The following is a 13993-nucleotide window of genomic DNA, read 5'->3' as shown; positions in this document are numbered from 1 at the left end:
TCCCGGATGAAACGTCATGCTATTTGAGACTGAACTGCATGCCTTCCTTGAACTTCTTGCCGAAGATCGCAAACATGATGATGATTGGCACGGTAAGCAGAACGGACGCCGCATAGAGCGGTCCAGGGTAACTGCCGTAAGGTCCAAACATTTGGGACAGCAAAACGTTAAGCGTAAGCATGTTGTCGCTGCGGACAACGATCATGTCCCAGAGAAGTTCGGTCCAGCGTTCCATCAGCAAGAAGAGGAAGATAACTGCCGTAATGGACTTGGACATTGGCATCATGATTTTGTACAAAATTTTGAAATCGGATGCGCCATCCAGCTTTGCCGCTTCAATAAACGCGTCCGGAACGGCTTTGAAGAAGTTCGTGTACATGAAGATCGCCCATAAGCTGACTGCTTTTGGAATGATCATCGCCCAATACGTATCGTAGAGACCAACCTTCTGAATGATCAGGAAGTTTGGAATCAGCAAAATAATTGCCGGGAAAAACATATGGAACAACACGAAGTTGTTAATGGCATTGCGGCCCCGGAAATTCAATTTGGCAAGCGCGTAAGCAACCATGACCCCAAACAACATCATCAGGACAGTGGAAGCAATGGACACGATAACGCTATTGAAGAAGGCATTCATCCACGGCCGGGCAATACCGACATCGCCGCCGGTAAAGAGCCATTCATAGGATTTGAAAGAAAATTTGCTTGGAATGAGCTGCCTGTCCACTTGCGTCCAATCGGCAAACGAGTTGAGCACCATGTACAAGTAGGGATACACCATAATGAGAAGCAGAATGGTTGCCAGTACATAGCGAACCGCGAGACGACTTTTACGATTTTTGTTAGACCCAACCATTTCGTTTCCCCCAGCTTTCCAGCAGTTTGCGAATCACGAAGATGGAGATAAACGTAACGATAGAAGCCATAATGGCAATCGCCGACGCATATCCGGCTTGCAGATTCGTAAAGGCTTGATTAAAGATTTCCATCTGCCATGTATTAGTGGCAAAGTTTGGTCCGCCGCCTGTCAGCTGGTATACCTCGGTGAAAATCCCGAAGGTAACGCCAAACGCGAGAATAAGCGTTGTATAGAGAGCAGGGTACAGAAGCGGCAGCGTGATTTTCCAGAACCGTTGTCCTTGAGTGACCCCGTCAATAGCAGCAGCCTCGTATACTTCCTTATCGATGCTCTCGAGACCGGAAGTCAGAATGAGGGCATAATAACCCGTGAACTTCCAAGCCAAGATGAGACCTACGATAAACAGCGCCGATAACGGCGTGCCGAGCCAGTCAATATTGAGACCAAAAGTTTTTCTCAGAAATTCGTTGACCGGACTGTTATAGGATAGGAAGCCCTGTACAATTAGGGACGCAACAACGCCGGAAGACAGATACGGCAGGAAAAATCCGATGAGATAGACGCTTTTGAACTTAGGCAATCCCTGTATGACAAGGGCAACGCCAAGCGACATGACGATAACCAGAGGGACAAACAGCATCATGAATTTGTAAGTAACCCAGAAGGATGCTTGTACGCCTGGCGCATGCATTGCTTTTTTGAAATTATCCATCCCTACAAAATCATAGGTCGGAGCGATAAGATCCCAATTCGTGAAGGAAAGGTATAAGGACCATAGAAGCGGCCCCAGGAAAAATACCAGCCCGAAAATAATGTAGGGACTGGCAAATAGCCAGCCCAACTTATTGTTTTGCTTATTAATCATTATTGAAGTTCACCTTCAATCGCTTTCTTCATGTTATTCCAACCGGTTTGCGGATCGATTTGTCCACGGATAACCTTGGTGAAAGCTTCTTGGCCAATCAGGGTTTGAAGCTCGTTGAACTTCGGATTATCCATAGCCGGAACGCCTTTGGATACCGCTGCCGCGTATGGAGCCAGCTCAGGTTTCTCGGCGAGAATTTGTTTGAAGCCTTCCAGTTCGTTCAGGTCATCGCGCGCCGGCGGAAGGTTCGTTTGCTTGAACCATGCCACATCGTGGTTCTCGTCGGAATAAACCCATTTCAAGAACTCGGCAGCAGCTTCTTTCGATGCTTCCGGTGCGCTGTTGAAGATAACGAGGCCTTTAGCATCGGCATATGTTTTTGCGTTCGCCGGATCCATGTCATCCGGTACCGGTGGCAATGTGAGCGTGTAGTTCTCGCCATATTTCAGTTCAGGATATTTTGTTTTCCACAAATCAAATGTCCAAGGACCGATATCGGTGAATACGCCAACGCCGTTCTCGAACGGATCAGTAGCGTTTTGCGACAAAATGCCGTTAGCTTTGCGGAGATCGTCTACAAAAGTAAGTGTTTCTACGCCAGCTTTGTCATCGGCCACAAACTTCTGGCCTTCGATAAATTTGTTGCCGTCCGAAGCCGCATTGTAGAGCAGGAAGAAGTCAAACCAACGTTTCCATGCCGTAGGGTCGGCCAAGTCGGCGCCTTTGCCCCACATATATTTATCCGGATATTTCGCTTTCAGCTTCTTCGTAGCGTCAAGCACTTCGCTGTATGTTTTTGGCGGCTCGTTATAGCCGATTTCTTTCAGAATATCCGTACGCCATCCGATCAGCATCGGGTTCGAGTAGATTGGCAATACATATTGATGTCCGTCGGCGAATTCCCAAGGAGCAATTGTTTCTGTCATGTTGCGGGACTCGACGATTTCCTTGAATTGCGGAAGATCATCTAGAGCGACAAGCGCTTTACTGTTGGATAATTGAGCGGCGAAGCCGCGGTTAATATTCTCGGCAATGGTTGGCGCGTTTCCGCCGGCAATGGCAGCTTGAATACTTGCTTCAGAGCTTGGGGATTCTTTGATCGCGCTAACGTTAACCTTTACATCAGGGTTTACTGTTGCGTACTCTTTGGCCATTTCCTGCCAGAAAGCTTGTTGCGATGGGTTAGGTGCCGCCCAGAATTCGATGGTCGTTACGCCGTTTGCGCTTTGGCCTCCGTTACCACCGCTACCGCATGCCGTAAGCATGGTTCCGCCCAACAATGTGACGGCTACAAGCAAGGAATATCTTGATTTTTTCATATGACTGTTCCTCCTAAAAAGAATTGTGAAGCAAGAGCATACGCTTAGAATTGTGAAGCAATTCTTGCTTCGAAAGCATACGTTAAATACAGTCTTTCACCTAACAATAAAGCTTACAAAACAATATAGTAACATTACAAAGTGTAATTACAAATGTTTCTGAAAGCGTTATATCCACATTATTAATCATGACAGGACGTTTTGTCAACGATATATGCGACAAAATTCGACGAGAAATAATTCCTGTTAGGTAGATTGTCGCATTACTTGTAATTTCGTCTGTAATCTTGTAATGTAATAATAAAGTTTGTAATGTTCGAGTAAAAGCTTTTAAAATTCTATATGTATTCGGTATAGTATGGTGAGAATCCATTTGTCCTATTCCACTATTCTTACTGGGAAGAGAAAGGAACGTTATCCTTGACGAAGTCAAAAATTACGATGCAGGATATCGCAGATCACTTGCAAATCTCCAAAAATTCGGTATCGCAAGCACTTACGGGTAAAGGCGGTGTCAGCGAGGAGACGCGCAAGCTCATCATGCAAACGGCCGATGCGCTCGGCTACGTCTATAACGGCAACCGCAAGCGATCCTCGGATCAGGAAGAGAAGGAAGAGAGCACGGGCAATATTGCTCTTGTTGCAACGGACTTTGCCTTTTCTTTGCGGAGCTTTTTCGGGGAAATCTACCTTACTATAGAAAATGAAGTACAAAAGAGAGGCAAAAAGCTGCTGATCCAGTCTATTTCCAAGCAGATGCTGACGGATCAGATTTTGCCGCCTTTTATTGAGGGAAGAGAAGTGGACGGGATATTGATCCTGTCGCATCTTAGTACCGAATATATGAATACGCTGATTGATACGGGGATTCCAACCGTGCTTATCGACCATCACCATCCGGACGTAGAGGCTGATGCGATTCTGACGAACAACCGGTTCAGTGCTTATCGTGTCGTTAAGTATCTATATGAGCTGGGACATACTCGCATTGGTTATGTGGGCAACTTGTCTTTCTCCCCGAGTTATTATGAACGTCTCGAAGGGTTCCGTCTCGCGCATTATGAACTTGGCATCGAGCTTAACCCGAAATGGATGATCAGCGATGCGCTTGAGGATCAGGAATTTATCGAAAAGCGTCTGCAAGAGCTGGACGAGCAACCGACAGCCTGGTTCTGCGTCAATGACGGTCTCGGGTTTATCGTGAATTCGACGCTATATAAAATGGGGTACCAAATTCCGTCCGATATTTCGATTGTAAGCTTCGATAACGGTCAGCTGTCCAGATTGGCTACTCCAAAGACAACAACCATGGGAGTGGATTTGGGCCTGTTCGGGAAAACGGCGATTCAGCAGCTCTTCTGGAGAATGGAGCATACGGATACTCCGCATATGGAATTGCTGCTGCCAACAACGCTTATTGAGCGTGATTCCGTTGCGGCTCCGCGCGGATAATGACAGATAGGGGGCTGTCCCAATTGGGACAGCCCCTATCTTGGTTTAGCGAGCTGCAAAGCAGCTTAACGATGCGGGACAGGCGCCTGTCTGGCGCCGAATGGCTCTGCAGCAGGCTTTTTGCCTGCTACAGACCTGTCGGGCCCGCCCGTCTGGTGCCGAACGGCCCTGCAGCAGGCATTTTGCCTGCTGCAGACCTGTTGGCCCCGCCCGTCTGGCGCCGAATGGTCCTGTAGCAGGACATCGTTAGGCACTTGAAATCAACGAAGTCGGGGGGGATAGCCGACTTTCGAGGTAGCTTAACGATGCCGGACATCGTTAAGGCTTACAAAACCAAGCGCGGTGCGCTCCTTAACGATGCGTGACATCGTTAAGGGCTGTGAAAGTGGGAGGAGTTCGCCACTTATGGCGAATTGATTGTGCGTGAGTTCAAAGAAATTGGAGTAGTATCGAAAAATATTGAAATATTTTGGAAGAAACAAGATGTTACGCTATTGTTGCCGGCTAATGAAACGACGAAGGAGGTTTTGTTGCGACTATTGAAATGTTGTGCTGTTGCGACTGTTGTATTGTTTGACTGTCGTACTCTCGTACTCTTGTAAAGTTGTCTTGTTGTAAATGCAATTTTGAAATCGCTTACAAAATAAAACAAATTTAAGGTCCGTTCAAAATTCCCGAATCGAAAGGAAGATCAACGAATGAGGAAATCACTAGCTCTGTTTGTTGCAGTGTGGCTAGTAGTGGCGATGGGCCTGGCGGGAATCGCAACAGCCGCGCCAACAACGGACTTCAACAATCCCGTCAACAGCGTGGGGGCAGATCCCTGGATGTATTATCACGACAATGACGGCTACTACTACTATACGCGCACGACCGGAGACAACTTGACCATTTGGCGGTCGCGCACGATGACGGGCATCGACAGCGGCGAACGGAAGGTCGTCTGGACGCCGCCAAGCGGCACGATCGACATCTGGGCACCGGAAATTCATAATATCGGAGGCAAGTGGTACATCTATTACACGGCCAATACAGGCTGCGGGGATTCCTGCCGAGGGGTATACGTGCTCGAGAATACATCGGCCGATCCGTTCACCGGTTCGTGGACGAGCAAAGGGAAGGTTGCCGGCACGGGAGCGGGTCTTGACGGCAGCGTGTTCGAGAACGGCGGAACGCTGTATTTTCTGTATGCGGGTTATGATTCCAACTGGTCCAGCATTTATATTGCGGCAATGAGTAATCCTTGGACGTTATCGACCTCAATGATAAAGATCGCAACGCGCGACCAAAGCTGGGAAAGCGATCTGGTTGAAGGGCCGGAGGTTATTAAACGAAACGGCAAAATCTTCATTTCCTATTCAACCTTTCCTTGCTGGTCGGATGATTACCGGCTTGGCCTTCTTACGGCATCCGATACTGCCAATCTATTAAATGTCTCCTCTTGGACGAAGTCTTCCGGTCCCGTATTCCAGTCATCCGCGGCGAATAATGTATACGGTACCGGTCATAACAGCTTTACGAAATCGAAGGACGGTACGCAGGATTGGATTGTCTATCACGCCAATACCGGTGCCGGTCAAGGCTGCGGTCCGCGACCGACGCGCATGCAGCCGTTCACTTGGAACGCAAACGGCACTCCGAATTTGGGCACGCCTATTAATCCGGCAACACCTATTGCCGTGCCATCCGGTGAATTCCGGATTGAAGCGGAACATGCCGCATTAACTAACGCTAGCATTAATACAAAGGCTGGCGCTTCCCATGGAGCGGTTGTTGGTTATATTGACTACAGCGATAGTGCGGTGCTGTTCAAGGACATCAATGCACCGGCAGCGGGGCATTACAAAATTCATGTGAGATATACAAACGGCTCAGGCGCAGCCTCCACGCATAATGTCTCCGTAAACGGAGGGACTCCGTTTGCGATTAATTACAATAACATTGGTTGGGACACGTATGGCGACAGCGTATTTGAGACGGAGCTGAAGAAAGGTTACCAGAACACGATCAAGTTCACCAAAGGGGTCAATTACGCGGAGATCGACAGTATCGAGCTGGAGTATGCCGGTACCTCCTTCAGTGATAACTTCAGCGACGGAAATGCGGATGGCTGGACGACTTATGACGGTACATGGAGCGCGAGCGGAGTAGCATACAGCGTGAATGCCGGCACCGGTTACAAAGCGGTTGCGGGCAGTACCAGCTTGTCAGACTTCGTCTATGAAGGTGATGTGAAGATCGCAAGCGGCGGGGATGCCGGTCTGTTATTCCGCGTATCGGATCCGGCCGCCGGAAGCGATTCGCTGAAGGGCTACTATGCGGCGCTTAACGCCAACAATACGGTTGTGCTGGGCAAGTTCAATAATAACTGGACTTATCTGACCGGTGCGGCGTTTACCGTTACGCCGGGAACGACTTACCATATGAAGGTTGTGGCTAATGGCTCCAGCATCAAAGTGTATGTTACGAACATGGATACGCCTGTCATTACGTATAGCGATAGCTCCTTTGCGGCAGGAAGCGTCGGCTTGCGCACCTACAATTCGGCCGTAACGTTCGATAACCTTGTTGCAACGCCGGTATTTGCCGACAACTTTGGCGACAATTATCCGGATGGCTGGGCGGTATATGCGGGAGGCTGGGGAGTAAGCGGCGGGGCTTATACGGTAAATGCCGGAAGCGGCTATAAATCCGTCTTTGCTTCTTCCTCGTTCAGCAACGTCCTGTACGAAGGCGACGTACGCATTACTTCGGGATCGGGCGATGCCGGACTTTTATTCCGCGTAACCGATCCGGGTCCGGGAGCCGACAGCTTGAAGGGCTACTATGCGGCGATCAACACGAACGGTACCGTTATTCTTGGGAAGTTCAATAACAATTGGTCCTACTTGACGGGCGCGAATATGACGGTAACGACAGGAACGACCTATCATATGAAGGTCATTGCCGAAGGTGCGCGCATCCGCATCTATGTCGACGATATGGCAACGCCAAAAATCGATGTAACGGACACTTCTTTTGCATCCGGCAGCCTTGGCGCACGCGTATCCGGGCCTGCGGCGGCTTTTGACAACCTGTATGCCGAATCAAGAGCCTAAAGGGCGGAGGGGGCTTCTAGCCTCCTCCTTCTTCTGTTTTCCGCATTAACGCTGGAAATCGATTGGTATATGATCTAGAATCATGATTAAGAAACAGAAAACTTATTATAAATGGAGAGTTCGAAATGTTGGAACTATCGATCAACGAGCCGGATGAATTAGTGAAAGTTGCGCATGCCCTATCTTCGCATACAAGGCTCAACATCATTAAGCTGCTGCTCAATTATAACAATATGAACATTAATGAAATCGGCGATAACTTGAACATCCCCGTATCAACGGCAGGCGTGAACGTAAAGGTGCTGGAGGAGGCGGGACTGATTCTGACGGAGATCATGCCCGCAAGCCGGGGCGCTATGAAGGTGTGCAAAAGAAACTTCGACGACGTGCGTTTTATTTTGAATCCGATCAAAGGGTATCGCAATAAAGGACAAGTCTATGAGGTCGAAGTGCCGATCGGCCATTACGTGGATGCGGACGTGCATCCAACCTGCGGCGTTGCGAATTCGTTGTCGATGGTTATCCAGGAGGACGATCCGGAGAGCTTCTTTTTCCCGGAATGCAGAACGGCGGAAATCATTTGGCTGAGACAAGGCTGGCTCGAATACCGGTTCCCGCGATCGCTTCCGAAGAACATTACGCTGAAGGCGATTGAGTTTTCGCTTGAGCTATGCTCGGAGGCGCCTAATTTCAGGAATGACTGGCCATCGGATATTACGGTCTGGATCAACAATGTCGAGGTGGGAACATGGACTTCGCCAGGCGATTTCGGTGACCGCAGAGGCAAGAACAATCCGGACTGGTGGCATGACAGCAGCACGCAATACGGCCTTTTGAAGACGTTCCGGGTAGACAACGAGAAAAGCTCCGTGGATAATTTCAAGGTATCCGACGTTACGCTGCAAGATCTGCTCATTCACGCAAATCCGAACATACGCTTTAAGGTTGGCGTCAAGCCGGATGCGGTTCATAAAGGCGGACTCAATTTGTTTGGCCGGGGGTTCGGGAATTACGATCAGGATATCGTCATGAAGCTGCATTACGAGACGGATCCCGAAGATTAAAACATATACCTTGTTTATAAAGCGCTTATGCGCTATTTTTTTTGTTGTTATATAACAAGAATATTGTTTGAAAGCGTTGACGTAGGTAGTTTTGTACATATAATTTGTTTTATAACGTCATTTTTATTCGTGTGAAAGGCTGAATAAGCGGAATTATCGCTGTTTTTTGCAACAGAAAAGTTGTTTGAAACTTATTGGCGGAAAAAGGATGCAGATATCGGACAGTAAAATTTTACCTGGATAGCAGCGAGAGGAGAAACACCCATGACAACGAAAATGTATATTCCTGGATACCCGAGGCCTCAATTTGTGCGCAAAGAATGGGTCGATTTGAACGGCGAGTGGCGGTTTGGCTTCGATGACGACAATCGCGGTGAAACGGACGGCTGGCCTAATCATTTCGGCGGCGACAAGGCGATTGTTGTCCCATTCACCTACGAGACTAAAGCGAGCGGCATCGGAGAAGAAGCGCATCATCCAAACGTATGGTATAACCGTTCCGTTGATGTGCCGGCTACCGAAGAGGGCAAACGTCTTTTGCTTCATTTCCAAGCGGTCGACTATACGGCCAAATTGTGGGTGAACGGGAAATACGCCGGACGCCATGACGGAGGGTACACGGCATTTGCGTTTGATATTACGCCGTTCGTGAATTTTGGCGGCGCAAACGAACTGACCGTAAAAGTCGAGGACAGTATGGATGCCACGCAGCCGCGCGGCAAACAAAGATGGGTGAAGGACAGCTTTGAATGTTTCTATGTGCAGACGACCGGCATCTGGCAGTCCGTGTGGATGGAATTTGTCGCGCCGGTGCATGTCGACCAAGTGAAAATGACGCCGGATATTGACAGCTGCTCGGTACGCTTTGACTATCAGGTGAAAGGTTTAGAGCAGGCAACGGGCGCGGATGCGTACCGGCTTGATACGCTTATTACGCTCAATGGGCGCCAAGTCAAGCAGGTCAGTCTTGTGATCGACCGCCCTTGGCTCACGCTCGACGTTGATCTCGTGCACGAAATGAACGGTCCGTGGAAACATAGCCACTGGTCGCCGGAGCATCCGAATTTGTATGACGTGGAATTTGTGCTCTATTGCGGCGATGAAGAGATAGACCGCGTAGATGCCTACTTCGGCATGCGGAAGATTTCGATTGAAAAAGGCCAGGTGCTGCTGAATAACAGGCCGGTCTACCAGCGTCTTGTACTCGACCAAGGTTATTGGCCCGACAGCCATTTGACGCCTCCGTCGGAAGAAGCGCTGATCGAGGATATCGACAAGCTGCTTGCAATGGGCTACAACGGCGTTCGCAAACATATGAAAGTGGAAGATTCGCGATTCCTGTATTGGTGCGATGTCAAAGGCGTGCTAGTCTGGTCGGAGATGGCTTCAACGTTCGAATTCAACGACAATGCGATCCAGAAGTTCACCACGGAGTGGATGGAAGTCGTTCGTCAGCAATACAACCATCCGAGCATTATTACTTGGGTACCGTTTAACGAGTCGTGGGGAGTTGGCAACATTCTCAACGACAAGCGGCAACAGAAGCTGACGGAAGCGGTATACCACCTGACCAAGGCGTTTGATCCGCATCGGCCGGTTATTACGAACGACGGTTGGGAGCATACCGTATCCGATATTTTAACGTTGCATGATTATGTGGAGACCAAAGAGCAGTTCCTGAAGCGTTACGCAAGCAAGGACGCCATCGTGAATAACGAAATATCATTTAACGATTGGAAATACGCTTTCGCGAAAGGTTATTCGTATTCGGGACAACCGATTATCGTCAGCGAATTCGGCGGCATCGCGATGCGCTCGGAGAGCGGATGGGGTTACGGCAATCAGGTGGAATCTACGGATGCTTATCTGGAGCGGCTTCGCGGCATTCATGAAGCGATTAAGGAGACCGACTATATCGTCGGGTACTGCTACACCCAAATTACCGACGTGCAGCAGGAAGTGAACGGACTGTTAACGGAAGACCGCAAGCCGAAGGTGCCTTTGGAGAAAATTCGCGAGATCAATCTGGCATAGGAACAGGGTCCCGAATCGGGATGTGGCAAGGAACGGACGGAGGTGCGCCTCGACTGGACGGCGAATACGATTGTGATCGACCGTTCAGAGTCCAGCTTGTTCCCCGGCGTGCATAAGTCATCGGTTGAAGGCAAGCTGCCGGCTGGGGAGGGCGGCGAGAGGCTGCGGCTTCGTATTTTCGCCGATCAATCCATTGTCGAAGTATTTGCAGATGACGAGACTTGCCTTACGGCAAGGGTATATCCGAGTCTGGAGGATAGCAATGGCATACGTAGTAGCGAAACGATCGTACAGCAAGTGGAGATCTGGGAGATGAACGCGGCGGAAATGGTGCAGTAGGGTAGGCTAGGCTAGGTCAAAATTTGCCCAATACGGGAGGCAGACATGGCGACAAGTTCAATGGTGACAATAGCGAAGAGGTATCTTAACATTCCCATTCATAATGAAGCTCCTTTCAGCCGGATTCGGATTATTCAAGGCGGCGCGGAGATCAAGCGGTTTACTCTTAAGGTGGCAATGGAAGAAGTCCAGTCTTGGTTCACGGTGGACGTTGCAGACTGCGAAGGCTGCGAAGTAATCGTGGAAGCTGAAGCGGACGGTGCTGCGCTATGCGCGTCCCACTTCGTATTCCAGAGCGACCGCGCGGCAGGCGAGCAGGAGCTGTATGCGGAGAAGGATCGTCCACAGGTCCATTACACGACGAAAAAAGGCTGGATCGGCAATCCGGTTGCGTTCTACCGGGAACAAGGCGAGTGGCATTTGCGCTACAAACATAAATTGTACGCCAATAGCCAATCCGAGCTTATGGGGCATGGCGTCAGTAAGGATTTGATTCATTGGCGCGAAGCGGATACGGCTTACGATGAGCTTGATCCGGGACGCGAGGAGCTGGAAGCGTCAACGTCCCGCTTGGTGGAATTGCCGGTTAACGGGAATGAAGCGGAACGGAGATGGCTTGGTTTCCACGAAGACAACACCTATTCGTTCTATCGGGAGGAAGATGGCCGCTATGTTGCGGAACATGAGCGCAATGTCTTGTGGCACGGCAATCTGACGGCATTGTCAGCTCATGCAACTGAAGACGGCCGCTGCATCTTGTTAGGGGTCAACCAGAACTTGCCATTAACTTCTATGCCGTTTCAAGGGCAACTGCTTATTCCCGTGGAGCTGAAGCTGCGCAAATCGGATGAAGGCATCATTAAAGTACATGCCGCTCCGATCGAAGAGCTGCATCGATTGCGCATTTGGCAAAGAACTTGGTCGGATCTTGCGCTTGAGAACGGGAATAGCTTCGAAGAAAGCTTGCATTTCCGCGTAGCTCCGGGCGAGTGGCCTGGTGTGCGGGTCCTGCCGGCCGAGAACAAGCCGGACGATATTACGTCGGATATGCTGGAAGTTGTGCTGGAGCTTGATATCGAGGCGGAGACGCTGCTCGACATTGAACTTTACGGCATTCGGGTTGCGCTGGATACGCAGAAGCAGACGATCAGCTGTAAGGACATTACCGCACGGCTACCGGCAGCAAGCGGAAAGTTAAAGCTGCATTTGCTGCTTGATAAGGCTTCCATGGAAATTTTCGCTTGCGAGGGCGAGGTTGCGATGTCTGTTGCGGTGAGACCGGATTACCGGCAGCGGACGATCCGGTTGCTTAACCGCAAGGGTACAGCGAATGCGGAATCGCTTGTGGTATATGGGCTTCGCGGCATCTGGCCAACTCCGGAAGAGAAGCTGCTGATTCAAGAGGCAATCAAGGATGATACGGTTGTTTATCAATCGGATAGCTATACGGTTTACAGTAACCGCGTAGAGGATTCCGTCTATGGCGAACCGCCTGCTTACGTGCCGGACAGAGAGACCATTGTTACGCCAACCCGCGCGATTGAAGAATTTGTGTGGCGCAAAAACTGGGCGCATGATATGAACCGCGTTATTGACCGCGGCAACGTATGGCATCCGAAGCAAGAGGTCGCAAGGTTGCCGATGATCTATACCGGGCATGCGACGATTGATGCTGCGTATCGCCTGGCGGCCGATATATTCTACCGCTGCGGCTCCGCTGAATTCGCCCGGCCGGGCGAGGAAGGCATGTGGACGGCAGGGTTATTCCAAGGTCCGGGAGAAGGTTTTGGCGTATGGGTGAGGGATACGACGCATATTGCCATCCGCTCGGGTAACATTCTCGATCCGGAAGGCGCCAGAAGATCGCTGCTCTTCACGACAAAGGGCGGTCTGGATAATGGCGTTGACGGCACGGCGATGCCGATTGTCGGCATATGGGATTATTATTTGGCGACTGGTGATTTGACGCTGGTCAAAGAATCCTGGCAAGGCCTCAAGGCGCGGATTGCCAAGCTGGAACAAAGCTTTGATCCGGAGCGCGGCTTAATTCCAGCCGATCAGGCTACTTCCAACGATGCTTTTCCGGAACCGGAAAACGGAGGTTTCAGCTTTGCAACCGAAATCTATTTCATGGAAGCTTTCCGCGCCATGTCCCGCATGGGCGTGTATATGGGAGAATCGGACCTTCTGATCCGGCAATGGGCGGATAGAGGCGAGCTGCTCCTTCGGAATATTCGAAGCGAATATTGGAAGGAAGAAGCGGGCTATTATACCAGCGGTCCAGTCGGAAGCGAGAGTTACGAGAATAGCTATTGGGAATCCGCGGGACAGGAGATCGCGATGTGGCCGAGATACGAGATTGCTTCCGCCGAGCAGAGGCAAAGCATGCTGAACCGGCTTCCCGAGGTAGCGATGAATGAGTTTGGCGTCAATGTTTTCCCTTACCGTCCCGAGACGAACCACTTCTGCAATGCGGCATGGGTCGTCTGGACAAGCGGAATGGCAGCGGCGGCTGGACGCGAAGGAAGACTGGATCTCCTCACGACCTTGATTGGACAGCAAGTCCGAAATAGCGTGATCAATAAAACGTTCTATGAAGTTATCGATTATCAAACCGGCAAAGCTTGGCGCTGGCCGGGTCAACTCTGGCATGCGGCCGGATTTATCTCTTATTTCCTCCTTGGCGTTCTCGGGATGGAATACGACGAGGAAGGCGCCACCTTCGCGCCGGCTGTACCGGAGATGCTGTGCGATCTGAAGATGGAGAATTTGCGCTACCGATCCGCTGTATTCGATATTGCCGTACACGGTTGGGGAACGGCGTTTGCAATGACTTGCGACGGGGAGCCCCTGGATAAAATTCCGGTGACGATGACAGGCCGGCACGTTCTTGAATTCAAGACTGTCCAATAATTAGAGCATAGTGAAGAATGACCACACCATGGCCCGGGCACGGCTAT

The 13993-nt window shown here is 50.3% G+C and carries 9 protein-coding genes and 1 pseudogene; 7 read left to right on the top strand and 3 right to left on the bottom strand.

All coding sequences use genetic code 11. The features are described from left to right. Positions 1 to 19: 19 nt before the first annotated feature. From QQK89_RS02060 to QQK89_RS02050, 3 genes are read right to left on the bottom strand one after another with little or no spacing between them, the layout of a single operon-like run. Positions 20 to 859: a carbohydrate ABC transporter permease gene (locus QQK89_RS02060; protein WP_284236750.1), complete on the bottom strand. Its 840-nt coding sequence runs from the start codon at positions 857 to 859 to the stop codon at positions 20 to 22. Next, positions 846 to 1724 carry a carbohydrate ABC transporter permease gene (locus QQK89_RS02055; protein ID WP_284236943.1) on the bottom strand — a complete coding sequence of 293 codons (879 nt, stop codon included), beginning with the start codon at positions 1722 to 1724 and terminating at the stop codon, positions 846 to 848. The genes QQK89_RS02060 and QQK89_RS02055 overlap by 14 nt, the downstream gene beginning before the upstream one ends. A gap of 2 nt (positions 1725 to 1726) precedes the next feature. Beyond that, on the bottom strand, positions 1727 to 3046 hold the full coding sequence (locus QQK89_RS02050) for an ABC transporter substrate-binding protein (protein ID WP_284236749.1): 1320 nt from the start codon (positions 3044 to 3046) through the stop codon (positions 1727 to 1729). Positions 3047 to 3466: 420 nt separating this feature from the next. Between QQK89_RS02050 and QQK89_RS02045 the strand changes: the two genes are divergently transcribed. From QQK89_RS02045 to QQK89_RS02015, 7 genes and pseudogenes are all read left to right on the top strand, one after another. After that, complete coding sequence (locus tag QQK89_RS02045; protein WP_284236748.1) at positions 3467 to 4498, top strand: LacI family DNA-binding transcriptional regulator; 1032 nt, start codon at positions 3467 to 3469, stop codon at positions 4496 to 4498. 23 nt (positions 4499 to 4521) lie between these two features. Then, positions 4522 to 4734: a hypothetical protein gene (locus QQK89_RS02040; RefSeq protein ID WP_284236746.1), complete on the top strand. Its 213-nt coding sequence runs from the start codon at positions 4522 to 4524 to the stop codon at positions 4732 to 4734. 462 nt (positions 4735 to 5196) lie between these two features. Next, positions 5197 to 7596 carry a family 43 glycosylhydrolase gene (locus QQK89_RS02035; RefSeq protein WP_284236745.1) on the top strand — a complete coding sequence of 800 codons (2400 nt, stop codon included), beginning with the start codon at positions 5197 to 5199 and terminating at the stop codon, positions 7594 to 7596. 125 nt (positions 7597 to 7721) lie between these two features. Further along, positions 7722 to 8660, top strand: a complete 939-nt coding sequence (locus QQK89_RS02030) for an ArsR/SmtB family transcription factor (RefSeq protein ID WP_284236744.1) — start codon at positions 7722 to 7724, stop codon at positions 8658 to 8660. A 264-nt stretch (positions 8661 to 8924) separates the two neighbouring features. Continuing rightward, a complete protein-coding gene (locus QQK89_RS02025; RefSeq protein WP_284236743.1) occupies positions 8925 to 10694 on the top strand; it encodes a glycoside hydrolase family 2 protein in 1770 nt (589 codons plus the stop codon). Between the two features lie 39 nt (positions 10695 to 10733). Continuing rightward, positions 10734 to 11033 (top strand): annotated as a pseudogene (locus QQK89_RS02020) (GH32 C-terminal domain-containing protein); the annotation flags it as partial. A gap of 45 nt (positions 11034 to 11078) precedes the next feature. Further along, positions 11079 to 13946, top strand: a complete 2868-nt coding sequence (locus QQK89_RS02015) for a GH32 C-terminal domain-containing protein (RefSeq protein WP_284236742.1) — start codon at positions 11079 to 11081, stop codon at positions 13944 to 13946. Positions 13947 to 13993: the final 47 nt, after the last annotated feature.

Source organism: Paenibacillus glycanilyticus (genome assembly GCF_030161375.1).
GTDB classification, from domain to species: Bacteria; Bacillota; Bacilli; order Paenibacillales; family Paenibacillaceae; genus Pristimantibacillus; species Pristimantibacillus glycanilyticus_B.
The sequence above is the reverse complement of the archived record's forward strand: the minus strand, read 5'-3'. Positions and strand labels throughout refer to the sequence as shown.